Origin of the sequence: Flavobacterium zhoui (genome assembly GCF_042787235.1) — a bacterium.
GTDB lineage: Bacteria > Bacteroidota > Bacteroidia > Flavobacteriales > Flavobacteriaceae > Flavobacterium > Flavobacterium zhoui.
Genome location: NZ_JBHZPY010000014.1, coordinates 1 through 25,162, shown reverse-complemented (window position 1 = coordinate 25,162; position 25,162 = coordinate 1). Strand labels below are relative to the sequence as shown.

General features: G+C 35.2%; 19 protein-coding genes and 2 tRNA genes. 10 read left to right on the top strand and 11 right to left on the bottom strand.

Annotated elements, in window-relative coordinates; genetic code table 11:
- Positions 1 to 5 precede the first annotated feature (5 nt).
- Positions 6 to 80 (bottom strand) — tRNA-Pro (locus ACFX5F_RS14285).
- 17 nt (positions 81 to 97) lie between these two features.
- Positions 98 to 181 (bottom strand) — tRNA-Ser (locus ACFX5F_RS14280).
- A 230-nt stretch (positions 182 to 411) separates the two neighbouring features.
- Here ACFX5F_RS14280 and ACFX5F_RS14275 point away from each other — a divergent pair.
- Positions 412 to 1,590 (top strand): acetyl-CoA C-acyltransferase, encoded by a 1,179-nt coding sequence (locus ACFX5F_RS14275; RefSeq protein ID WP_379852689.1) that lies wholly within the window; start codon positions 412 to 414, stop codon positions 1,588 to 1,590.
- A 71-nt stretch (positions 1,591 to 1,661) separates the two neighbouring features.
- Positions 1,662 to 2,423: a C40 family peptidase gene (locus ACFX5F_RS14270; RefSeq protein WP_379852688.1), complete on the top strand. Its 762-nt coding sequence runs from the start codon at positions 1,662 to 1,664 to the stop codon at positions 2,421 to 2,423.
- A 50-nt stretch (positions 2,424 to 2,473) separates the two neighbouring features.
- Here the strand turns inward: ACFX5F_RS14270 and ACFX5F_RS14265 are convergent, their stop codons facing one another.
- Positions 2,474 to 3,742: a tetratricopeptide repeat protein gene (locus ACFX5F_RS14265; RefSeq protein WP_379852687.1), complete on the bottom strand. Its 1,269-nt coding sequence runs from the start codon at positions 3,740 to 3,742 to the stop codon at positions 2,474 to 2,476.
- A gap of 47 nt (positions 3,743 to 3,789) precedes the next feature.
- A complete protein-coding gene (gene gyrA, locus ACFX5F_RS14260) occupies positions 3,790 to 6,411 on the bottom strand; it encodes a DNA gyrase subunit A (RefSeq protein WP_379852686.1) in 2,622 nt (873 codons plus the stop codon).
- Between the two features lie 256 nt (positions 6,412 to 6,667).
- On the opposite strand from gyrA, the gene ACFX5F_RS14255 reads away from it, so the two are divergent.
- The 3 genes from ACFX5F_RS14255 to ACFX5F_RS14245 all read left to right on the top strand — a co-directional run bounded on the left by ACFX5F_RS14255 (position 6,668) and on the right by ACFX5F_RS14245 (position 11,254).
- The gene (locus ACFX5F_RS14255) at positions 6,668 to 9,214 is read left to right on the top strand and encodes an ATP-dependent Clp protease ATP-binding subunit (RefSeq protein WP_379852685.1); all 2,547 of its coding nucleotides are present in this window, start codon (positions 6,668 to 6,670) and stop codon (positions 9,212 to 9,214) included.
- Positions 9,215 to 9,352: 138 nt separating this feature from the next.
- Positions 9,353 to 10,723, top strand: a complete 1,371-nt coding sequence (rimK, locus tag ACFX5F_RS14250) for a 30S ribosomal protein S6--L-glutamate ligase (RefSeq protein WP_379852684.1) — start codon at positions 9,353 to 9,355, stop codon at positions 10,721 to 10,723.
- Positions 10,724 to 10,744: 21 nt separating this feature from the next.
- Positions 10,745 to 11,254 carry a DUF421 domain-containing protein gene (locus ACFX5F_RS14245; RefSeq protein ID WP_379852683.1) on the top strand — a complete coding sequence of 170 codons (510 nt, stop codon included), beginning with the start codon at positions 10,745 to 10,747 and terminating at the stop codon, positions 11,252 to 11,254.
- A gap of 102 nt (positions 11,255 to 11,356) precedes the next feature.
- Here ACFX5F_RS14245 and ACFX5F_RS14240 read toward each other — a convergent pair whose 3' ends face one another.
- From ACFX5F_RS14240 to hutH, 3 genes are read right to left on the bottom strand one after another with little or no spacing between them, the layout of a single operon-like run.
- Positions 11,357 to 12,703 carry an inorganic phosphate transporter gene (locus ACFX5F_RS14240; RefSeq protein WP_379852682.1) on the bottom strand — a complete coding sequence of 449 codons (1,347 nt, stop codon included), beginning with the start codon at positions 12,701 to 12,703 and terminating at the stop codon, positions 11,357 to 11,359.
- 28 nt (positions 12,704 to 12,731) lie between these two features.
- Positions 12,732 to 13,376 (bottom strand): DUF47 domain-containing protein, encoded by a 645-nt coding sequence (locus ACFX5F_RS14235; RefSeq protein ID WP_379852681.1) that lies wholly within the window; start codon positions 13,374 to 13,376, stop codon positions 12,732 to 12,734.
- A 50-nt stretch (positions 13,377 to 13,426) separates the two neighbouring features.
- Complete coding sequence (gene hutH / locus ACFX5F_RS14230; protein WP_379852680.1) at positions 13,427 to 14,938, bottom strand: histidine ammonia-lyase; 1,512 nt, start codon at positions 14,936 to 14,938, stop codon at positions 13,427 to 13,429.
- A 675-nt stretch (positions 14,939 to 15,613) separates the two neighbouring features.
- Between hutH and thrA the strand changes: the two genes are divergently transcribed.
- From thrA to thrC, 3 genes are all read left to right on the top strand, one after another.
- A complete protein-coding gene (gene thrA / locus ACFX5F_RS14225) occupies positions 15,614 to 18,061 on the top strand; it encodes a bifunctional aspartate kinase/homoserine dehydrogenase I (RefSeq protein ID WP_379852679.1) in 2,448 nt (815 codons plus the stop codon).
- 92 nt (positions 18,062 to 18,153) lie between these two features.
- Positions 18,154 to 19,074, top strand: coding sequence for a homoserine kinase (locus tag ACFX5F_RS14220; protein ID WP_379852777.1), 921 nt, complete (start codon positions 18,154 to 18,156; stop codon positions 19,072 to 19,074).
- Between the two features lie 158 nt (positions 19,075 to 19,232).
- Positions 19,233 to 20,522 carry a threonine synthase gene (gene thrC, locus ACFX5F_RS14215; protein WP_379852678.1) on the top strand — a complete coding sequence of 430 codons (1,290 nt, stop codon included), beginning with the start codon at positions 19,233 to 19,235 and terminating at the stop codon, positions 20,520 to 20,522.
- 132 nt (positions 20,523 to 20,654) lie between these two features.
- Here the strand turns inward: thrC and ACFX5F_RS14210 are convergent, their stop codons facing one another.
- Positions 20,655 to 21,194, bottom strand: a complete 540-nt coding sequence (locus ACFX5F_RS14210) for a lipid-binding SYLF domain-containing protein (RefSeq protein WP_379852677.1) — start codon at positions 21,192 to 21,194, stop codon at positions 20,655 to 20,657.
- A 362-nt stretch (positions 21,195 to 21,556) separates the two neighbouring features.
- Between ACFX5F_RS14210 and ACFX5F_RS14205 the strand changes: the two genes are divergently transcribed.
- Both ACFX5F_RS14205 and ACFX5F_RS14200 read left to right on the top strand, forming a co-directional pair.
- Entirely contained in the window at positions 21,557 to 22,066 is a 510-nt protein-coding gene (locus ACFX5F_RS14205; protein WP_379852676.1) for a GNAT family N-acetyltransferase, read from the top strand.
- A gap of 56 nt (positions 22,067 to 22,122) precedes the next feature.
- Entirely contained in the window at positions 22,123 to 22,626 is a 504-nt protein-coding gene (locus ACFX5F_RS14200; protein WP_379852675.1) for an SRPBCC family protein, read from the top strand.
- A 198-nt stretch (positions 22,627 to 22,824) separates the two neighbouring features.
- Here the strand turns inward: ACFX5F_RS14200 and ACFX5F_RS14195 are convergent, their stop codons facing one another.
- From ACFX5F_RS14195 to ACFX5F_RS14185, 3 genes are all read right to left on the bottom strand, one after another.
- Positions 22,825 to 23,208 (bottom strand): DUF3037 domain-containing protein, encoded by a 384-nt coding sequence (locus ACFX5F_RS14195; protein WP_379852674.1) that lies wholly within the window; start codon positions 23,206 to 23,208, stop codon positions 22,825 to 22,827.
- The gene (locus ACFX5F_RS14190; RefSeq protein ID WP_379852673.1) at positions 23,186 to 23,980 is read right to left on the bottom strand and encodes a HipA family kinase; all 795 of its coding nucleotides are present in this window, start codon (positions 23,978 to 23,980) and stop codon (positions 23,186 to 23,188) included. Before ACFX5F_RS14190 ends, ACFX5F_RS14195 begins: the two co-directional genes overlap by 23 nt.
- Positions 23,981 to 24,104: 124 nt before the next feature.
- Positions 24,105 to 24,956, bottom strand: coding sequence for an NAD(P)H-hydrate dehydratase (locus tag ACFX5F_RS14185; protein ID WP_379852672.1), 852 nt, complete (start codon positions 24,954 to 24,956; stop codon positions 24,105 to 24,107).
- Positions 24,957 to 25,162: the final 206 nt, after the last annotated feature.

The window sequence follows — 25,162 nt, the reverse complement described above, 5'->3', positions numbered from 1 at the left end:
TCTAGTCGGGGTGGCAGGATTCGAACCTGCGGCCTCCTGCTCCCAAAGCAGGCGCGATAACCGAGCTACGCTACACCCCGAAAAACAAAATATAAAGCGGAGGGACAGGGACTCGAACCCTGGCACCGATTACTCGATGACAGTTTAGCAAACTGCTCCATTACCACTCTGGCACCCCTCCAAACTCAAGGAAACGTGTCCTGTTTTGCGGTTGCAAATTTAAGACATCTTTACGTTACTCACAAGTATTTGAAGGCTTTTTTTTTAATATTTTTTGACCTTTTTATAAAAACACTTCACAATCAAACATATAGAGTTCAATAAATATTTAAAATATATTAAGATGCAATCAAAATATGAAATTCTATAAAAAAGATTAAATTTGCTACATAAACTAACATTATATATATCATGAACAAAAGAGTTGTTATTGTGTCTGCCGTTAGAACACCTATCGGAAGTTTTATGGGAGGATTATCTGCAGTCCCTGCACCAAGATTAGGGGCGGTTGCTATAAAAGGAGCTTTGGATAAAATTAATTTAGATCCAAATTTAATTGATGAAGTGTTTATGGGTAATGTTGTTCAAGCTGGCGTAGGACAAGCTCCTGCTCGTCAAGCGGCCTTATTTGCTGGTTTACCAAATACTGTGGCTTGCACTACTATTAATAAAGTGTGTGCTTCCGGAATGAAATCAGTAATGTTAGGTGCACAAGCAATTATGTGCGGTGATGCCGAAATTGTTGTTGCCGGTGGTATGGAAAATATGAGTATGATTCCACACTATATGCATTTGAGAAATGGAACAAAATTTGGTCCAACAACCATGATTGACGGAATGCAAAGAGATGGATTGTCTGATGCCTACGATAACAATGCTATGGGCGTATGTGCTGACTTATGTGCATCTGAATATAAATTTACCAAAGAAGAACAAGATAACTTCGCAATTCAATCGTATGAGCGTAGTGCAAATGCATGGAAAGACGGGAAATTTGACAATGAGGTCGTTTCAGTTCCAGTTCCGCAAAGAAAAGGTGATCCAATTATTGTTTCTAAAGACGAAGAATTTACAAACGTAAAATTAGATAAAATTCCAACATTGAACCCGGCATTTACAAAAGATGGTACGGTAACTGCCGCTAATTCATCTACAATAAATGATGGTGCCGCTGCAATCATTTTGATGAGCGAAGAAAAAGCAATTTCATTAGGATTAAAACCATTAGCTTACATAAGAAGTTATGCTGATGCTGCGCAAGAACCTAAATGGTTTACAACAAGTCCATCAAAAGCGATTCCTAAGGCTTTAGAGAAAGCAGGATTAGCCATAAGCGATGTTGATTATTTTGAATTTAACGAAGCATTTGCTGTCGTTGGATTGGCGAATGCCAAAATTCTAGGATTAGAAGACACTAAAGTAAATGTAAATGGCGGTGCTGTATCCCTAGGACATCCATTAGGCTGCTCTGGCGCCAGAATCATTGTAACATTATTGAATGTTTTGGAACAAAACAATGGTAAAATTGGTGCAGCTGCAATTTGCAACGGTGGCGGTGGAGCTTCAGCAATTGTTATCGAAAGAGCCTAAATAATTATGAATTGTGAGTTATGAGTTTTACAACTTATAACTCACATTTCTTCACTCATAAATTAACATAAATGTTTGGAATTTGTAACCTAGCAATGATACCTCTTCGGTTTGAAGCCAGTGATAAAAGCGAAATTGTTTCACAAGTTTTATTTGGTGAACATTTTGAAATTTTGGAACAACAAAGGCAGTGGTCCCTTATCAAAATGCAATATGATGGTTATGAAGGCTGGGTAGATTCTAAGCAGTTCCAAATAATTTCTGAATCAAGTTTCAATCAGTTATCGACTGAAGCTATCATTCTAAATGCAGATTTAATAGAATATATAACTGGTCCATCCAACTTATTGATGCCAATTCCTTTGGGTTCTTCCTTGTCTTTTATAAATCATAATGAGATAAATACATCAGGTTTTGATTTTGAAGGAACAAAAACAAGTGGAGAAATGAATAAAGAAAACTTAATCTCTACCGCTTTCATGTATTTGAACGCGCCATACCTTTGGGGAGGAAAAACCCCTTTTGGTATTGATTGTTCTGGGTTTACTCAAATGGTTTATAAACTGAATGGTTACAAATTACTACGAGATGCTTCACAGCAATCAACACAAGGAGAAGCTTTAAGTTTTATCGAGGAAAGTGAACCTGGCGATTTGGCTTTTTTTGACAATGAGGAAGGCAACATAATCCATGTAGGGATAATTATGGATGATAATTATATTATTCATGCAAGTGGAAAAGTTCGAATTGACCGATTAGATCATCTAGGAATATTTAATTCCGAAACAAATAAGCATACTCACAAACTTCGAGTTATCAAAAAAATTATTTAAAAAAAAACCTATCAAGATATTTGATAGGTTTTTTTTCTCTAAAGCAAAATTTACATTTTTGCTTTTAATGCTTTTTTCTTTTCAGTCATTTCTAAAGCTCCGTAAACACCTAATAAGGTATTTTTTACTTCTGTATTTTTAGGATCCAATTCACTTGCTTTTTCTAAATAAGGCAAAGCACTTGTAAAAACTACCTCTCTTTGCTTTTTCAGAACCGCATAACGTTTATTGTCTTTTTCAGAATTTCCTAATTTACTCATTTCTTCAAAAAGTGCTTTATCAGCATCTAATTTCATAATTGCTAAATTCAAATAAGCATTTACATAATCAGGCTTGATTTTAATTGCCCGCAAATAATATTTCTCTGCATCAGCATTATTCTTAGCATTATAACTGATTACTCCTAAATTAAATATCAAATCAGCATCATTAGGATTTTTTAGCAATACCTCTGAAATTAATTTTTTGTAAGTATCAAAATCTTTTGTTTCTAAATACAGATTTGCTTCCGTTAGAATTAATGAAGTGTCTTCAGGATTTGCAACTCTAGCAGCTGCGATTGCTTTTTTAGCTTCTTCTGTTTTTCCTTTCTCAACTAAAATTAAAGCCATATTTTTATATACCTCTCCTCGTTTTGAAGGTATAACTTCAGTTCTTGGCTTTTCGTGAGTCCCTAATTTTACCATTCTGTCTCTTTCTGTAGCTGTGGTAAAAAGATCTTCTTCCCCACTTAACTTATTTACCGCTAAATAACTAGTTCCCTTTCCAGAATAATTCAAAGTTTTTAAGTCTTCATATAACTTAAGAGCCTCATCATAATTCTTTGCATTTACATAAGTAGAAGCCGCATAATATAAATTAATAGTGTCTTTTTTATCTAATAGATAAGCATCATATAATTTTTTAGCGCTATCTGAATGCTTGTCAACTTTAGAATCTGCAATTGCAGAATTTATTAATTTAAATTTAATATCAGTAATAGAAGCTGCTGCTTGAGTAGAAAATTTTATTTTCCCTGAAGTTTTTTCAACTGAGATTAAATCTTGGTATGCTTTTGCAGCAAAAGAAAGATTTTTATCTGTATCGACTTTTTTATTCGCTAAATCTAAATAAGCATTTCCTTTAATAAAGAAAAATTGTGCTTTTTCAGTATCTGGAGCAGTTGCCGAAGCGGCTTCTGCAGCTACTAAAATATTTACTGCTTCTTGCGAATTACCACCTTTAATCGCTTTTTCAGCAGCTTTAATTTGGTCTTTTTGAGCAAAAGTAGCTACTGATATCAATAATGCTGATGTAAGTATTACATATTTACTTTTCATAATATTCTATTTTTATTTAATAATTATTCTTGTTTATATTCTAATTTTTAAGCTTCATCATCAGCGTCGTCGTCAGCGTCTTCTTCATCCTCTTCACTCTCTTCAGAATCATCCTCGTCATCATCTTCTTCCGTTCTTTCATCCTCAAGAACTTCTAATACTGGCTTAACTCTTTCGATAGCTTCTGATTCAATAACATTTCCGTCTTCATCAACAATCACTTCAGCAACGTCGTCTTTCATTACTTTTGTAACCGCTGCAATCGAATCGTTTCCTTTTATGTTAATTAACCTTACTCCTTGTGTAGCACGACCCATAACTCTCAAATCTTCAACAGCCATTCTAATAGTTAATCCAGATTTGTTGATAATCATTAAATCATCAGCATCCGTAACCGCGTTTATAGAAATAAGTTTACCTGTTTTCTCCGTAATATTTAAAGTTTTAACTCCTTTACCTCCACGATTTGTAATTCTGTACTCGTCAAGACTTGAACGTTTTCCGTAACCATTTTCAGCAACGACTAAAATTTCACTGCTCATATCGTTTACAGTAACCATGCCAATTACTTCATCGGTTTCATCTTTAAGAGTAATTCCACGAACTCCAGAAGCTGTTCTTCCCATCGGACGGGTTTTAGTTTCTTCAAAACGAACTAATTTACCTGATTTTACAGCCAAAATTATTTGGCTTTCTCCATTAGTCAGTTTAGCTTCCAATAATTCATCTCCTTCTTTGATGGTAATTGCAGCAACACCATTTACCCTAGGCTTAGAATATTTCTCTAAAGATGTTTTCTTAACCTGACCTTTTTTAGTTACCATAATCAAATTATGACTATTGATATATTCCTTATCTTTGAGATCTTGAGTACAAATAAATGCTTTTACTTTATCGTCGCTTTCTATGTTTACCAAATTTTGAATTGCTCTACCTTTTGCGGTTTTACTTCCTTCTGGAATTTCATAAACACGCATCCAGAAACATTTTCCTTTTTGAGTAAAGAACATCATATATTGATGATTCGTTGCTACAAACATGTGCTCTAAGAAATCTTGATCTCTTGTTCCAGCACTTTTTTGACCAACTCCTCCTCTATTTTGTGTTTTGTATTCCGTTAGATTCGTACGTTTAATATACCCTGCATGAGAGATGGTAATTACCACATTTTCATCGGCAATTAAATCTTCTATACTTACGTCTCCTCCTGAATATTCAATAACAGAACGACGTTCATCGCCATACTTATCGCGAATTTCTTCCAGTTCTTCTTTTATCAGCGCGGTTCTTAAATTCACATCGGCTAACAAAGCTTTCAAATGCTCGATTAACTTCATAATTTCTTCGTATTCGGTTCTTAACTTATCTTGTTCCAGACCAGTTAATTGACGTAAACGCATCTCTACAATTGCACGAGACTGAATGTCTGATAATTTGAATCTTTCGATTAATTTTTCTCTTGCTTCTTCCGTACTTTTTGAAGCTTTGATTAAAGCAATAACTTCGTCAATATTATCAGAAGCGATAATCAAACCTTCCAAAATATGAGCTCGTGCTTCTGCTTTTCTTAATTCGAATTGCGTTCTGCGGGTCACAACGTCATGACGGTGCTCAATAAAATAATGAATAAGATCTTTCAGATTCAACATTTGCGGACGCCCTTTTACAATTGCGATATTGTTTACACTGAACGAAGATTGTAATTGTGTAAACTTATAAAGCGTATTTAAAACTACGTTTGGTGTAGCATCACGTTTCAAAATATAAACGATACGCATTCCGTTTCTATCCGATTCATCACGGATATTAGCAATACCATCTATCTTTTTATCATTCACCAAATCAGCAGTACGTTTAATCATATCCGCTTTATTGACTTGGTATGGAATTTCGGTAACGATAATACACTCCCGACCATCCACTTCTTCAAAACCAACTTTAGCACGCATTACAATACGTCCTCTACCGGTTTTAAATGCTTCACGAACACCTTCATATCCATATATTATCCCTCCGGTCGGAAAATCCGGGGCTTTAATATGGTTCATCAATTCATCTATTTCAATATCATTGTTATCAATATAGGCTAATGTTCCGTTGATGACTTCGGTAAGATTGTGAGGAGGCATATTAGTTGCCATACCCACTGCTATTCCTGTTGCCCCATTGATTAATAGGGTAGGAACACGTGTTGGCATAACCGTTGGCTCTTCTAAGGTATCATCAAAATTTAATTTAAAATCAACCGTTTCTTTATCTATATCCGCCAAAATTTCTTCTGAAATCTTACGCATTCTAGCCTCAGTATAACGCATCGCTGCAGGACTATCGCCATCCACCGAACCAAAGTTACCCTGACCGTCAATCAATAAATAACGCAAACTCCATTCCTGTGCCATACGAACCATGGCATCATAAACAGACGTATCTCCGTGGGGGTGATATTTTCCAAGAACTTCCCCGACAATTCTTGCTGACTTTTTGTGGGCAGATCTAGAGTTTACTCCCAAATCATGCATTCCATAAAGTACTCTTCGATGTACTGGTTTCAAGCCATCTCTGACATCTGGAAGTGCTCTTGATACAATTACTGACATCGAATAATCGATGTAAGCTGTTTTCATTTCATCTTCAATGTTAATAGGAATTAACTTTTCTCCTTCAGACATAAGTTGTTATATTAAAAAATTATATTAGTTTCAAAACGTGCCAATATACGTCTTTTTGAAATTTTTGAACCTATTTCAGACTACTTATTTCAATGATTTATTAACAAATTTTTCTTTCCTTTTAGTTAATAAATTATATAAAATTTAACGCTAATATTATTAATATTTTTGTCTATTAGCTGACAGTAGTTGTTAAGGGAACGATTTTTGTTTTTCAATCACTAATTCACTAAATTTACAGTATCAAATATATATTATGGATGATAATTTTTCACCAAGAGTAAAAGACGTTATTACCTATAGCAAAGAGGAAGCTTTGCGATTGGGTCATGACTTTATAGGAACAGAACACCTGATGCTGGGGATCTTAAGAGATGGTAATGGGAAAGCAATTCAAATTTTGAATAACTTATCTGTCGATCTAGATCATTTACGCAGAAAGGTAGAAATTCTAAGTCCGGCAAGCCCTAGCGTTGAAGTCAATGTAGAAAAGAAAAACTTGCATTTGACACGTCAGGCAGAACGAGCGCTGAAAACCACTTTTCTTGAAGCAAAAGTATTTCAGAGCTCCTCGATTAGTACAGCGCACCTATTGTTATGCATTTTAAGAAACGAAAACGATCCCACAACCAAGCTATTGAATAAACTTAAAATTGATTATGATATAGCTAAAGAACAATATTTAAATATGACTCCAAATGACGAAGAATTTTTAGAAAACTTGCCAAGAAACGAATCCTATAATGACGATTCAGGACAAGATGACAGTCTTAAAGAAGGAACTTTTAATAATCCCGCCAACAAGTCAAACAAAAAATCTAAAACACCAGTTTTGGATAATTTTGGGAGAGATTTAACAGAAATGGCCGAAGAGGGAAAATTAGACCCAGTTGTGGGGCGCGAAAAAGAAATTGAGCGTGTTTCTCAAATTTTGAGCCGTCGTAAAAAGAACAATCCACTGCTTATAGGAGAACCCGGAGTAGGAAAATCAGCTATTGCCGAAGGTTTAGCGTTGCGAATTATTCAAAAGAAAGTATCTCGTATATTGTTCAACAAACGCGTGGTTACGTTAGACCTGGCGAGCCTTGTTGCTGGAACAAAATACAGAGGACAGTTTGAAGAGCGCATGAAAGCGGTTATGAATGAATTGGAAAAAAACGACGACATCATTCTTTTTATTGATGAAATTCATACGATCGTTGGCGCTGGTGGTGCAACCGGTTCTCTTGATGCTTCTAATATGTTTAAACCTGCTTTAGCAAGAGGCGAAATCCAATGTATTGGTGCCACGACCTTGGACGAATACAGACAATATATAGAAAAAGATGGAGCACTAGAAAGACGTTTTCAAAAGATAATCGTAGAACCAACATCCGTTGTGGAAACGATTACAATTTTGAACAATATTAAAAACAAATACGAAGACCATCATAATGTTACTTATACACAAGAAGCTATTGAAGCTTGTGTAAAATTAACGGACAGATATATGTCAGAACGCTTCTTACCGGACAAGGCTATCGATGCTTTAGATGAAGCAGGTTCAAGAGTTCACATCACAAACATTGAAGTTCCAAAAGCCATACTGGATTTAGAACGTCAATTAGACGATGTTCGCGAATTGAAAAATGTTGTTGTCAAAAAACAAAAATATGAAGAAGCCGCTAAACTTCGTGACGACGAAAAACGCATAGAAAAAGATTTAGCAATTGCCCAAGAACAATGGGAAGAAGATGCCAAAAATAACAGAATTGAAGTTACAGAAGACAATGTTGCCGATGTAGTTTCGATGATGACTGGTATTCCAGTAAATCGTATTGCTCAAACCGAAAGTAACAAACTTGCGAAATTACCGGAACTTATTGAAGGTAAGGTTATTGGTCAAAAAGAAGCAGTAATGAAAATTGCTCGTTCTATTCAGAGAAATCGCGCCGGATTGAAAGATCCGAACCGACCAATTGGTTCCTTTATTTTCTTAGGACAAACAGGTGTTGGTAAAACGCAATTAGCGAAAGTATTAGCAAAAGAACTATTCGATTCTGAAGATGCATTGATTCGAATTGACATGAGTGAATACATGGAAAAATTTTCTATCTCTAGACTTGTGGGTGCGCCTCCGGGATACGTAGGTTATGAAGAAGGCGGACAATTAACAGAGAAAGTTAGAAGAAAACCATATTGTGTAGTACTCTTAGATGAGATTGAGAAAGCGCATCCTGATGTTTTCAATATGTTATTACAGGTTCTTGATGACGGTTATTTAACCGATAGTTTAGGTCGAAAAATTGATTTCAAAAACACTATAATTATTATGACTTCCAATGTTGGAGCCAGACAATTAAAAGATTTTGGTCAAGGAGTTGGTTTTGGAACTGCTGCCAAAGTAGCCCAAGCCGATGATAATTCGAAAAGTATTATTGAGAATGCGTTGAAAAAAACTTTTGCTCCAGAATTCCTAAACAGAATCGATGATGTAATTGTATTCAATGCTTTAGAAAAACATGATATTGATTTGATTATTGAAATCGAATTGAAAAAATTATTTGCTCGTGTTTCAGAATTGGGATATCAACTAAGTTTATCTGACAAAGCGAAAGCTTTTATCGCGGAAAAAGGGTTTGACAGACAATTTGGGGCCAGACCATTGAAAAGAGCCATTCAAAAATATGTTGAAGATACCCTTGCTGAAGAAATTATTACTTCAAAAATTGCTTCTGGAGATGAAATTTTTATGGATATTGAAGATGGAGCCCAAGAATTGACGGTACAAGTTCATAAGGCTGGTGAACCAACCAATCTATAGTTTATCTCAACTTTAAATACTTAATAACCCGTTACGTTTTTATGACATAGCGGGTTTATTATTTACATAAATTCTTATTTTTTCGAAAACAAATATTTACATTTGATTTCAAAAGAACAGGTTAAATAAAATCAATTTATGTCTCAAAACAAAGTCATCCTGGGTAGCGAAGAATGGTGTTCATTCCCTGAATTAGGAATTCCAACAATAAAAGCACGTGTCGATTCAGGTGCAAAAACATCCGCCTTACACGCTATAAATATTGCCCCATTTATAAAAAATGAAGCCAACTGGGTAAAATTTGATATCAATCCCATTCAGAATAACCTAAAAACTGTTATTCATTGTGAGGCACCTTTGGTTGACAAACGTATAGTAAAAAGTTCCAGTGGATTTAGAGAGCAGCGTTATGTTATTAAAACCAATTTAAAAATTGGAGAATCGATATGGCCAATAGAAATGACATTGACCAATAGGGATTCCATGGGTTTTAGAATGCTTTTAGGCCGTGAAGCCATGAGCGGTAGAGTTCTTGTTGATCCTGAACAAAAATATCTTTTAGGCCAACCTACAGCTGAAAGTTTGAAGGAACTTTATAAAAATTCTGAAAAAGCGAGTTCTGGTTTACGCATAGGCCTTTTAGCCAGTAATCCCGACCTGTATAGCAATAAGAGAATTATGGAAGCAGGTGAAATGCGTGGTCATGAGATGCACTTTTTGAATATTAAGGAATGCTACATGAAGTTAGACGCAAAAACGCCGGAAATTCACTACCGTGGAGGGAAAATTCTAAATCAATTTGATGCTATCATCCCTAGAATCCGACCTAGTATTACCTTTTATGGCTGTGCTTTGACGCGTCAGTTTGAAGCTTTAAAAGTTTTTTGTTTAAATTCTTCCACCGCAATTACGCAATCACGAGATAAATTATATTCTTTGCAACTATTACTGAATCATGGTGTAGATATTCCTACCACTGGTTTTGCAAATTCTCCTTTGGACACCAATGATCTAATTAAAATGGTTGGTGGTTCTCCCCTAATTGTAAAATTACTGGAAGGTACGCAAGGAAAAGGTGTAGTATTGGCGGAGACAAAAAAAGCCGCTGAAAGCGTTATTAATGCTTTCAAAAGCTTGAATGCTAACATATTAGTTCAGGAATTTATCAAAGAAGCCAACGGAAAAGACATTCGTTGTTTTGTCATTGACGGTAAAGTGGTAGCTGCGATCCAACGAGAAGCGATGCCAGGTGAATTTAGAGCCAACATACACCTCGGCGGGACGGCCTCCATTATAAAAGTAACAAGCGAAGAAAAGCGCATCGCAATTAAAGCTGCTAAAGCCATGGATCTCAAAGTCGCAGGCGTAGATATTATTCGTTCTGCAAAAGGGCCTTTACTATTAGAAGTTAATTCTTCGCCGGGACTTGAAGGTATTGAAGGTGCTACTAATAAAGACATTGCTGGCGAAATGATAAAAGCCATTGAGAAGAATTTTAAATTGGTTTAATTAATTTTATAATCGCAAAAAATGAATACATATATCGATATTATATTGAGAAGCATATCCGTTTATTTTTTTATGATTATTGCTTTACGGATTTTTGGCAAGAAAGAATTATCACAACTGAATACCGCTGATGTAATACTAATTTTATTAATTAGTAACTCTGTGCAGAACGCCATGGTAGGCAAGGACACTACACTTTGGGGAGGATTAGCGGCGGCAACCGTACTTTTCTTTATCAATTTTGTTTTGAAGAAATTGATGTACAAATATAAAGGTTTCAGCGATTTTATGCAGGAAAAACCAGAGATTCTAATTCATGACGGAAATTTAGACTTTAAATCTTTAAGTAGATTAAACATCACGGCTGACGAATTAAAAGAAGCGATGCGCGAACATGGCTTAGAATATTTTAAAGATGTAAAATTAGCTATGTTAGAGATCGATGGGAATATAAGCATCATTTCTGGAAATCAAGACCTTAGACAAACCCAATATAAACGAAAAATAAGAAGAAAAAAAATTTTGGTTTAAAAGTCATTTTTAATTTTTTTTTAGTTTTTAAAGACTATTTAATTCATAAAAAAACCATTCACGAGGAATGGTTTTTTTATGAATAATAACTATCGAAATATTTTAAAGAAATAAACTTAAAGCGTAGTATACCAAGCCCGCTAAAATAGCTGAAATAGGAATGGTTAAAACCCATGCCCATAATAAACTTACGGTCATTCCCCAACGTACCGCTGAAACTCTTTTAGTAAGCCCTACTCCAATGATGGACCCAGTAATCGTATGTGTTGTACTTACCGGCACTTTGAAATGCTCCGTGAAATACAACGTTAATGCACCAGCAGTCTCGGCAGCTACTCCTTCAAAGGAGGTAACCTTAGTAATTTTGGAACCCATTGTTTTTACAATTTTCCAACCGCCACTTAAAGTCCCTACAGCAATTGCAGTATAACAAGCTAAGGGAATCCAACCTGGCATTGCGCCTTTGATGCCTTTGTCTTCATTTGGAAGAACCACTTGTAACCACTCTGGAAGAGTAAAAATATCTGCTCCAGTGGTATTTATGTATACTGCAACAGCAGCAGCAATAATACCCATCACTTTTTGCGAATCGTTTCCACCGTGCCCTAAACTAAAAGCCGCGGATGAAAGTAATTGCATTTTCTTTAACCAGGCTGTGGCTTGGTGTAGATTTAGACTGCTAAATATTAAGCAAAATAAACTTACTGTTAAGATAATAAATGCAACCAAAAACCATTTTATGTTATGAGATTCAAAAACAAAGCTCCAAAAATGAGAATCAAAACGTGGTTTCTCAATATCAGCATAATTCACCATTTGGCCTTGCACAAACCAAATTGTCAATACCATTAAAGACAACGTGAAAATTTTAGGAAAAATACTTTTTTTGGAGGCGTTTAAAAGCCATATTGAGATTAAATAGGAAATTAAAGCTCCTAATAATGGTGCCAAAACAATAAAAGCAACAATGATAAAAACCCCAGATGGCATTCCACCGTCTTTACCTGCTTTGTACCAACTTACGATATTATACCAGTGTCTGGTATGCGCAACACCTTCTTCAAGGACCATGTAGTCACCAAAACCATGAACAACAATAGCATGCGCCAATGCAGCTCCAGCAAAACCACCTATCAGTGTATGTGAAGAACTGGAAGGAATTCCTTGCCACCATGTAATTAGATTCCAAACAATAGCAGCGATTACTCCTGCCAGTATAACAGTAAGATTAATTTCGCTGGTTTCAGCGGTTTTTGCGACCGTATTTGCGACACCTAAACCAAAAACCCAATAGGCCAAAAAGTTAAAAAATGCGGCCCAAATTACGGCCTGAAAAGGAGTTAATACCTTTGTAGCAACAACTGTAGCTATAGCATTAGCAGCATCATGAAAACCATTTATGTAATCAAAAATTAAAGCCAAAACTATAATAACAATAAGTAAAGTCATAATAAATTTTTAAAATGAAACTGAAAGATTAAGAATGTTTTACAGAAATTGATTCTAAAACACTTGCGACACTCTTACATTTATCAGTTGCTGATTCTAAAACTGACAACACTTCTTTATACTTAATAATATTTTTTGCATCAGTTTCATTTTCAAAGATTTCGAAAACAGCTTTATTGTAAACATTATCAGATTTATTCTCTAACTTATTTATTTTTGCGCAAGCATCAGTAATCTTTTTGATATTTTTTAAATTTCTAAGTTCCTTTACCGCTACATCAATATGTTGACAAGCTTCAAGATTGATTTCTGTCAGTTTTCTAATAGACTTAGTAATTTTATCTACCTGATACAAGCGCATTCTGCTGGCGGCTCCGTGAAGATAATCAGCCACATTGTCAATTGAAGTAATTAAGGAATGAATATCTTCTCTATCAAATGGGGTAATGAAATTTCTGCTTAGCTCAAGATTGGTTTGACGTGTTATATCTTCTCCTTTTTGTTCTAAGGTATCTATTTTTTGAAAAAGAACTTCACGCTCCTTTAACGGAAGATTTACTGCTTCATGCAAATTGGAAGCCAATTCAATTAAATTACTTGAAGCTTGTTCGAAAAGAGGAAAGAACTTTTTATCCTTAGGAACCAAAAATTGGAAAATACTATTTAATGACATTTTATTAATTTTAGATTGCAAAATTACTTCTTTATTATATGCTAATGTTATTATAATGTTAACAAATCATCTTCGATCTGAAAACTATTCAAAAAAGACACTGACTTTTCTATATCGTAATGTAAAATGCGATCTTCTTTTACCAATGGAACTTCTTCACGATACGCACCTAGAAACATTTCTATAAAATCACTCGATTTTAACGGTCTTCTATATTCGATGGCTTGCGAAGCGTTCATCAATTCAATAGCTAAAATTCGCTCTAAATTATCCATAACTCGCAATGCTTTTGTAGCTGCATTAGCTCCCATACTTACGTGATCTTCTTGTCCGTTACTAGACACGATGCTATCTATACTTGCAGGTGTTGCTAATTGTTTATTTTGACTTGCAATACTGGCCGCTGTATATTGAGGAATCATTAAACCCGAATTCAGTCCTGGATTATCAACCAAAAATGCAGGAAGATTACGTAAACCTGAAATCAATTGATAGGTTCTTCTTTCAGAAATACTTCCTAATTCAGCCAAAGCAATTGCCATGAAATCCAAGGCTAATGCCAATGGTTGCCCATGAAAATTACCTCCGGAAATGATTTGATCACTTTCGGCAAATATATTTGGATTATCCGTCACCGAATTGATTTCTGTTTTAAAAACTTTTTTCACATAGTCAATGGCATCTTTTGATGCACCGTGAACCTGAGGTATACATCTAAAAGAATATGGATCTTGAACGTGAATTTTTACTTGTTCTATAATATCGCTTCCTTCAAGAATACCTTTTATACGATTAGCAGTTACAATTTGACCTTTATGAGGTCGAATAAAATGGATTAATTCATTAAAAGGTTCAATTCTTCCATCGAACCCTTCTAGGGAAATGGCGCCTATTAAATCTGCCAAATAAGAGAATTTATTGGCTTTCATAATTATATGTGCGCCATAAGCACTCATAAATTGTGTCCCGTTCAATAAAGCCAGACCTTCTTTCGATTTTAAAACGATAGGTTCCCAGTTAAACTGTTTTAAAACTACACTGGAATGGACTTTTTTCCCTTCAAAAAACACTTCTCCTTCGCCTAATAAAGGCAAGGACAAATGTGCCAATGGAGCTAAATCGCCCGAAGCTCCAAGAGAACCTTGCGTATATATTATAGGTAAAATATCATTATTATAAAATGCAATCAAACGCTCAACTGTTTGCAATTGTATTCCTGAATGACCATAACTCAAAGATTGAATTTTAAGCAACAGCATCAGTTTGACAATTTCATTTGGTACTTCTTCTCCTGTTCCGCAAGAGTGCGATTTTACAAGGTTTTCCTGAAGTTTTGATAAATTTTCGTTTGAGATTTTTACATTACAGAGTGACCCAAAACCTGTATTTATTCCATAAATAGGCGCTGAGTGCGTCTCCATTTTTTTATCTAAATAATCCCTGCATTTCTGGATGTTAATTTTTGCTTCGTCAGATAACTCCAAAGATTTATGATGAGCGATAATTTCGTGCAAAGCTTCTAAAGAAAGTACAGCTGTACTTATATAATGTGTATTGTCCATTTCACGTTCTGTTTAATTGCCCAAAATTGAATAAATCAATATTAAAAAGCAACATATTTTATTGATAATTTAAAATTCAACTATAAAAAAACCCAATAAATAGATTTCATGCAAATAATCCTATCTTTACTATTATTGTTCAAATCCCTTTCTATTTATTTTCAAATGATTAGAATCTGCAATATAAAATTCAAACTTGTTTTTGTTTAAAATTAAATAAAAATTTAGGCTATCAGGCATAAAACGCTATTAAGTTCGCATTTATCCTTAAAAAAAACACTTAAATCTACTCACCAATAGATCAGAATTTTAAACAATAATAAGAATAGCTTCAATAAATAGCTAGTATTTTTAAACAATATCTAATTTTAATCCAGTTGCGATTGAATTTTTAAAATATTCGCAAAAAAGGCATTAAGTGTTCCACTTTTTATAAAAAATTGTACTTTTGAAAAACAATAATGAAAGCAAATAGAACAACATATCAATCTTCGATAACAACTCAAATCTGGGTTGCAATTTCTGTTGCTTCTACGTTTACAACTACAACATCTACTACCCCTTAGGGGTATACATTTAACATATAATCCTATTTTGTATTTTTCTTTTTTTTAAAGAAGGAAAGATATTGGATGTATAAATAGCATTTCCTTTTTTTAAAATAAAACAAACAAAATGAAAGTATTAAAATTTGGCGGAACTTCGGTAGCCAATGCACAAAATATAAAACTAGTTCTGGACATAGTCATTAATAAAGCACAAGAGGAAAAATTAATAGTAGTAGTTTCTGCTTTTAGCAAAGTAACGGATTTACTGCAACTCGCTTCCCAAAAAGCGGCTGCGGGTGATGAAAGCTTCAAAGATATTCTTGCCGAAATAGAGAAAAAACATTTAGATGCTTTAAAAGAATTTATTCCTGTAAGTGAACAAAGCAGCTTGTTAAGCCATGTAAAAAGGATCGTAAACCATCTGGAAACTTTATTGGACGGCTGTTTTCTTTTGGGTGAATTATCGAATAGAACTTCTGATACTATTCTAAGTTTTGGAGAATTATTGTCTTCTTACATTATCGCAGAAGCATTAAAACAAAATCTAAAAAACAGCGGTTATAAAGACAGTCGCGAATTAATAAAAACTGATAATCATTTCGGGAAAGCCACAGTAAATTTTGAAGTTTCAAATCAATTAATTGCTGATTTTTTTGCATCGAATGATAATCAAGTGGTTGTAATGCCCGGATTTATTGCCGCATCACTTGATGGCATAAATACTACTTTGGGCCGTGGTGGTTCCGATTATACAGCTGCAATTCTGGCGGGAGCATTGAATTCTTCCGACTTAGAAATTTGGACAGATGTAAACGGTATGTTTACCGCCAATCCAAAAATTGTAAAACAAGCACAGCCTATTGCTTTCATTTCTTACCAAGAAGCGATGGAGTTGTCGCATTTTGGTGCCAAAGTTTTATACCCGCCAACCATTCAACCGGTATTGAAAAGGAATATTCCAATTCTTATCAAAAATACTTTTGAGCCAAAAGCCGAAGGAACTTATATTTCAAATCAAGAAATGGCGCACACTAATCCGGTAAAAGGAATTAGCCATATCGATAACATCACCTTAATAACTCTTGAAGGATCTGGAATGATTGGTGTCAGCGGTTCTTCTAAAAGGCTTTTTGAAGTATTGTCGCATGAAAATATCAATGTAATTTTCATTACTCAGGCTTCCTCGGAGCATTCAATTTGTATTGGAATCTTAAATTCTGATGCTGAAGTTGCCGAAGAAGCTATAAATAAAGCTTTTGAAATTGAGATATTACAAAACAAAATTGACCCTTGTATTGTTGAAAAAAACCTTTGCATTATTGCTTTAGTTGGTGAAAACATGAAAAATCACCAAGGCTTAAGTGGTCGAATGTTTAGTACTTTGGGGAAAAATAACGTAAACATCAGAGCGATTGCGCAAGGAGCTTCCGAAAGAAATATTTCGGCGGTTATCAACGAAAGAGATGTTAAGAAGGCGTTGAATACCTTACACGAAAACTTTTTTGAAGAAAATACAAAGCAGTTGAACCTGTTTGTGATGGGTGTTGGAAATGTAGGGGAGAAATTCATCGAGCAAATTCACCAACAAAAGAAATTCCTAAAAGAAAATCTAAAAATAAATCTGCGCGTTATTGCGTTGTCCAATTCTCGAAAAATGTATTTTGACGAGGACGGAATCGCTTTAAAAGAATGGCAATTTTTATTGGAAACCGGAGAACCTGCTGACAAAGAAAAGTTCATTGCAAACGTAAAAGAACTGAATTTACGCAACAGTATTTTTGTGGATATCACAGCTAATGAAAGTGTATCTAAAACCTACGAACAATATTTAAAACGAAATATTGCCGTAGTCACTTGTAACAAAATTGCTTGTGCATCGGAGTATGACAATTATAAAAAATTAAAAAAACTATCCAGACAATTCAACGCTCCGTTTCTGTTTGAAACTAATGTTGGAGCTGGATTACCAATTATTGATACCGTAAAAAACCTGATTGCCTCTGGTGATAAAGTGAATAAAATTCAAGCTGTTTTATCAGGAAGTTTGAACTTTATCTTTAATAATTTTGATAAAAAAAACACTTTTCATGATGTCGTTAAAGAAGCTGGTGTACAAGGATTTACAGAACCGGATCCTAAAATTGATTTGAGCGGAATTGACGTTGCCCGAAAGATATTAATCCTGATCAGAGAAAGCGGTTACAAAATGGAAATTGACGAAATTGCGAATGAATCGTTTATGCCGGCTGAATGTCTCGAAACAACTTCAAATGAAGCTTTCTTCGAATCCCTGAAAATTCATGCGGCACATTTTGAAACTATTTACAAGGAGGCTTTAAGCAAAGATTCTCGTTTAAAATATGTGGCACAATTCGAAAACGGAAAAGCAAATGTTAGTTTAAGATTCATTCCTAAAGACCATCCTTTTTACAATTTGGAAGGAAAAGACAATATTGTTTTATTCTTTACGGACCGCTATGTGGACCAACCTTTATTGATAAAAGGTGCAGGTGCCGGAGCTGCAGTTACGGCTTCAGGAATTTTTGCTGATGTGATTAGAATTGGAAACGTATAAGAAATAGTTTAAAGTTTTCTTTGTTTAAAGTTTCAAGTTCTACAACTGGCAACAACTTTAAACCTGAAACTTTAAACATGAAACAAGAAATCATGAATGAAATAAAAATATTTTGCCCCGCTACAATCGCCAATCTTTCTTGTGGATTTGATGTCCTCGGACTGTGTTTAGAAACTGCGGGTGACGAAATGATTATTCGAAAATCAGACATAAAAGGGATTCGCATCACTAAAATTGTGGGTGCTGATTTGCCTTTGGAAACCGAAAAAAATGTGGCCGGAGTATCTGCTTTGGCGCTGCTCGAAGCCGTTGAAACGGAATTTGGTTTTGAGATCGAAATCTACAAACACATCAAAGCCGGAAGCGGAATTGGAAGCAGTGCCGCCAGTTCAGCGGGTGCTGTTTTTGGAATCAATGAATTACTAGGACGTCCATTTACGAGAAAAGAATTGGTTTTATTCGCTATGCAAGGCGAAAAATTAGCCAGCGGAAACGCTCATGCTGATAACGTTGCTCCTGCACTTTTGGGCGGCTTTACGTTGGTGAGAAGTTCAAATCCATTAGACATTATTAAAATAGAAAGTCCATCAGAATTGTACGCCACTGTGGTACATCCTCAAATTGAGTTGAAAACTTCGGACGCACGTTCCGTATTGAAACAAACGGTTTCCTTGAAAAGTGCCATTACGCAATGGGGAAATGTAGGCGGATTAATTGCCGGATTGTACACCAAAGATTATGAATTAATCGGACGTTCATTACATGATGAAATCGTAGAGCCGTTGCGAAGTGTATTGATTCCAGGATTTGATTTAATCAAAAAAACAGCTTACGAAAACGGAGCCTTAGGTTCTGGAATTTCAGGTTCAGGTCCTTCAATTTTTGCTTTAAGCAAAGGAAAGGAAACCGCTGATAAAATTGCAAAAGCCATGAGCGCTGTTTACGACGACATGAATTTACCTTATGAAATTCATGTTTCTAAAGTGAACGATGAAGGAATGAAAATTTTATAGCACAAATTAAAGGAGAACACTTAAAATGAAACATTTAAGATTTTTGATTAACGATTTTTGACCCAAGCGTCAACGAACTGACGAAGCATTTCAGATGTAGCTTATCTTCGAGAACAAATAAAAAACCGTTAATCTTAAATCAGAAATCAAAAATCACAATGAAATATTACAGTTTAAACCATAACGCACCCAAAGTTTCTTTCCAAGAAGCCGTAATACAAGGATTAGCAACCGATAAAGGATTGTATTTCCCGGAAACCATTACCCCGTTAGCACCTGCTTTTTTTGATGCTATCGAAAAATTAAGCAACGAGGAAATTGCTTTTGAAGCGATTCAACAATTTGTGGGTGACGAAATCCCAGAATCAACTTTAAAGCAAATCATTGCCGAAACTTTATGTTTTGATTTCCCTCTCGTTGAAGTGGAAAAAGACATTTATTCCCTTGAATTGTTTCATGGCCCAACCATGGCCTTCAAGGATGTAGGCGCACGATTCATGTCACGTTGTTTAGGTTATTTCAATAAAGATAACAAAGACAGTAAAAACACAGTTCTTGTAGCAACTTCCGGTGATACTGGTGGCGCTGTGGCCAGCGGTTTCCTTGGCGTAAAAGGCGTTGAAGTGATAATACTGTATCCATCAGGAAAAGTGAGCGATATTCAGGAACGACAATTAACCACTTTGGGTCAGAATATTAAAGCGCTTGAAGTGGATGGCGTTTTTGATGATTGCCAGGATATGGTCAAAAAAGCGTTTTTGGACGAAAGTCTAAAACATAAAAACCTGACTTCGGCGAATTCGATAAATATTGCACGCTGGTTGCCGCAAATGTTTTATTTTTTCTTTGCGTATAAAGTCTTAAAAAAACAAGATAAACCTTTAGTTTTCTCTTGTCCAAGTGGAAATTTCGGAAATGTTTGTGCGGGGATTATTGCAAAAAAAATGGGATTGCCTATTGAGCATTTTGTAGCCGCTACGAATGTAAATGATACTGTTCCGAGGTTTTTAGAAAATGGAATTTACGATCCAAAACCTTCTATCGCTACGATTTCGAATGCGATGGATGTGGGGAATCCAAGTAATTTCATCCGAATTCAGGAAATGTACGACAATGATTTAGAGCAATTTAAAAAAGATTTTTCTTCGTTTACATTCTCTGATGCAGAGACTTTAGAAGCCATGAAAACCATTTACAATAGTGATGGTTATATTGCAGAACCTCACGGAGCTGTTGGTTATCTAGGATTGAAAAAAGAATTACAAAACCACCCAAATGCTATAGGTATATTCTTAGAAACCGCCCATCCTATTAAGTTTTTGGATACAGTTGAACCAACATTAAACGTAAAACTGCCGATTCCAACACAAATTGAAAGTGTATTAGGAAAAGAGAAAGTAAGTGTAAAGATTAAAACGTATGAAGAATTGAAAGCGTTTTTAGCCTAGTTTCTATAGCTCCCTCTTAAAAAGACAAAAACGGCTGAAAAATTTCTCAGCCGTTTTGTTTTAAATAATTCTAATATATCAAATTCGAGCAGTTTAAAACTAAATCGCTCGAATTTGAAATAGTAAAGAATCTTACAATTTATTAAACTTAAACTTCTGCCCGCCAATCGATGCTTCGTACATGAGTCCCCCTTTTTGCATGGTGAATACCATGACGCCTTCTGTATATTTTACATTTGCGGAGGCACCTTCGGTTACGGCAACTGCTGAAGCTTGAGCGGAAAACTCGAATCGACTTTCTTTAAACCGTTCCAATTCCTTTTTTGTCTCAAAAAATATTACCTCTCGGTACGCTTGTCCGCCTGCCTGAAATCCTATGCTCAATTGCGACAATTTAGCCATACCGACCATCGTGTTATGTTCATATACAACACCGTTTCCAGCTGCTCCTCCAATACCAAATCCTGCTTTACCAACATTAGGAAAAATAACATAACCTGCCGCTTTTTCAAAAAGTCCTTTCATTAAAGGATCACTTTTAATGAACTCTGCTTTGGCGGTATGACTGTCTGCAATAACTTTATTTTTTCTAGCAGTCGATTGCCCAAATGTAGGTGTTACGTTTATTGCAAAAGCAATCAGTATTATCCAAATAATCTTTAAATTTTTCATATATTACAGCTATTAAATTAGTATTAAATTTCTTTATTCAAAGTTAAGATAAATTCCTTAAAAAATTCAATTTAGCATTGATTATCAATACTATAGATAATATAAATTTCGATTTATCAGGTCATTATCACACAAAACTAAATTAACAGAATTACTTTGAAGGAATGTTACACAATTATTGCTTTTACTTTCAGAATTACTTTTTTGAAATTAGAACTTTTGCTTTCAAGTATTTTTAGCTTTCAACCTCGATAGTTGGGATTTCTCCAATTCCTCTAGGTTCTATAATACCAAAATCTAATTGTGTTATCCTTTTTTCTACCTTTGAAAAAGACAAATAAAAAAATATAACATTAGTATTCATGATTACAAAATCAACTTTAGAAGACGTTTCCTTATTAAATAAATTAATCAATTCAGCGTATCGCGGGGAATCTTCTAAAAAAGGATGGACCACTGAAGCCAATATTCTAGAAGGACTCCGAACTAATGAACAAGAACTTGCTGAAATCATTCAGAATACAAAAAATACAATTCTGAAATTTACGGAGAACGAACAGATTATAGGTTGTGTGTTGTTGGTGGAGAAAGAACAAAAATTGTATTTAGGCATGCTGACCGTTTCGCCAGAATTACAAAACAGTGGCATTGGCAAAAAATTATTGCAGCAGGCCGAAATTCATGCTTCAACTCTGGGATTACCAAAAATTGTAATGACAGTGATTTCCGTTCGGGAGGAATTGATAGCATGGTACAAACGTCATGGTTATGCAGATACAGGAGCAAGAGAACCGTTCCCTGCAAGCGATGTTCATATTTCAATCTCCGAACAACCCTTGGAATTAATTGTGTTAGAGAAAAAAATAGCGTAATTTCATAGTCCATTTACAAAAATGGTTAACTGGTTATAAACAAATCTTAATTCAAAATGAAAAATAGCAACAAAACACTAGTAATAAAAGATTTAGAGGAAAAATCAGTTCTTGTTTCCAGAGAATTTAATGCTCCGCTTGAAAAAGTGTGGCGTGCTTACACGGAAAGTGAATTACTGGAACAATGGTGGGCACCACAACCTTGGAAAGCCGAAACTAAAACAATGGACTTCTCAGTTGGTGGATATTGGTTGTATGCTATGGTAAGTCCTGAAAATGAAAAACACTGGGGACGAATGGACTATACTGCAATAAGACCTCACGAAAGCTTTGAAATCAAAGATAGTTTTTGTGATGCAGAAGGAAATGTAAACACTTCCCTACCCGTTTCAACTGGATCAATTGTTTTTACTCAAACAAACAATGGTACTTTGGTTGAATTCAAGATGATTTATTCAAGTGAAGAAGAAATAAAGACCATAATAGAAATGGGCTTTGAGCAAGGTATTACTGCTTGCCTTGAACAATTGGAAAAGTTATTTCAAGAAAATAGAATCTAGCGATAAGTAAAATTTCTCTTAATCTTCGGCTGCTCGCGTAAGGGATTGCGGCGGTATCCTTTATTTTTTTTCTTTCAAAAAATAAAGATAGAGCCAAAAGCCCGACCCCAAAGCCGCAAATTCGTGAATATAAAACGGGATTTTCTGCTTTGGGGTTACGCCCAAATTATGACTACAATTTTTGAGTTTAAATCTCTTTTACAAAACAATTTCTTCAAACAGGCGTTGTGTTGTTTGTTCCAAATCATCGCACATGCCCGGATGCGGTCTTGAGGTTTGAATAGCCGAACTACGAATGGCGGTCAACCAACGGAAACGGGACGGAATATCGAATTGCGCTATTGGCCCACCCGATTTCTCGCCATGTCCCACCTTCTCAAATGCCTGCAAATTTAAATGCATTTGTTCCAAATCTAAATCGGCTGAAAACAATTGAAGTTTAGCTTCATTAATTGAACAGAGCACTTTTATAAACTTGGCTTTTTTGCAAAAGAGTATAATACCCACATTGAGGAATTCTTCGCGTTCTACCCTTGGTACAACCCGGATTACGGCATACTCATATAAGTGTTTCTCTTGCATTTTGGGCTTCATTTATAAAAATTTCGGAATGGTTTAAGCGTATGGATAAAAACTGGAAATAAACTTCCCGGATGGCTTCGGGAGTTTCATCCGTATCTTCCCATTGCAGCCATTCCAACGGAATAAGATTCACAATGGACTGTAGCACTTTGTCAGTTAATATTTCTTTGAATATCGCATCCGTTTCTTTTAGCAAAGAAGCCTGAGGTAATAATACGTGGTCTTTTATCAGTGCAAAAGGGCTTTGTGCATGCTTTTCCCAATTAGTCCAAGAATGATGAAAATATAGACTTGCACCGTGATCAATCAGCCACAATTCCTTGTGCCAAATCAACATGTTTGTATTTCTGAATGTCCGGTCGACATTAGTAATAAAGGCATCCAACCAAACAATTTGAGACGCTAAAACAGGATCAACAACCGTTACAACAGGATCGTAATTGATGGCACCCGATAAATAATGCAAAGCCAAATTAAGTCCCTGACTTCCTTGAAGCAAGTCCTGAATTTCTTCGTCGGCTTCTGTTCGTCCGAAAGCTTCGTCGAGATTGGCATAAACCAATTCGGGCATTTTTAGGTTTAAAACACGGGCTATTTCACCGCCAATTAATTCGGCGATTAAGGCTTTTACACCGTGACCGGCACCTTTGAATTTCAACACATATTTAAAATCGTCATCGGCTTCCGCAAGTGCAGGTAAGGAACCTCCTTCCCGCAAAGGAGTGATGTATCTTGTAACATTTACGGTTCTAAGATGGGGTGTTTTTTCCATAATTGAATTGGATAAAGCTATTTTTCTTGACTACAAACTTACAAATAAGTAGGATGAATTTAATTACAATTTTGTAGAATGATTGCGTATAATTTGTCACGAATGACAAATGGAAAACAAAATACTAATCCTTGTTTTCTAAACTCAAAAAGGCTTTCCCAATATTTGCAATAACATCCGAAGCAACAAAGGATTGATAACCGGTTTCGGGCAAAGCAATATCAGCAGTTAATCCGTGAAGGTAAACACCCAATATGGCTGCATTTATTGGTTCATAGGATTGGGCCAATAAACTGGTGATCATTCCTGTTAAAACATCGCCCGATCCTGCGGTGGCCAGAGCCGCATTTCCTGTTGTATTTTCGTAAATTGTATCGCCATCAATTATATGAGTTGGAGCGCCCTTCATCACAATAATAAGATGATATTGTTTTGAAAAAGTTATTGTTTTTTCGATTTTTTCAGGTTCTGAATTCCATTTTCCTATCAATCGCTCCAATTCTTTGGGATGTGGTGTAATAATGGTTTTAGGATGTAATAAAGAAAGCCAAGATTTATTTTGGGATAGAATATTCAACGCATCCGCATCAATGACCAAAGGTGTTTTATTGGTTTTTAGGAATTCATGAAAAGCTGTTTGCGTGGCAACTTCCTGCCCTATTCCCGGACCAATTCCTATCGCTTGTGGCTTGATATCGAAAGTGATATTCGAGATGAATTTTTCCTGAACATCAGTCAAAACCATCACTTCGGGAATGGAGATTTGCACAATTTCATACCCGCATTTTGGAATAAAAGCAGTGACTAAACCGCAACCGCTTTTAAGAGCCGCTTTGGATGAAAGACAAACAGCTCCAATTTTTCCATAGCTTCCGCCAATGATTAAAGCGTGACCCTGAATGCCTTTGTGAGTATGTGTATCAACGCGTTTATAGAGTTTTAGGATTTCGATTTTGTCAATAAAAATGGGATTCATCGGAGGATTAGTTTGTTTAAAATTACAAATTATTAACCGAATTTAATGATTCTAATTCTAAAAATTTGGCGTTCTGAAAATTTAAGTTCTAACCCGTTGGGTGTAATTATTTAAAGCAAAATAAATTGATTAGATATTGGTCAAGATACTGAAATTCAGTATCTTGAAGTCGCTAAACAACCAATATCTATGTCAAATATAGTAAA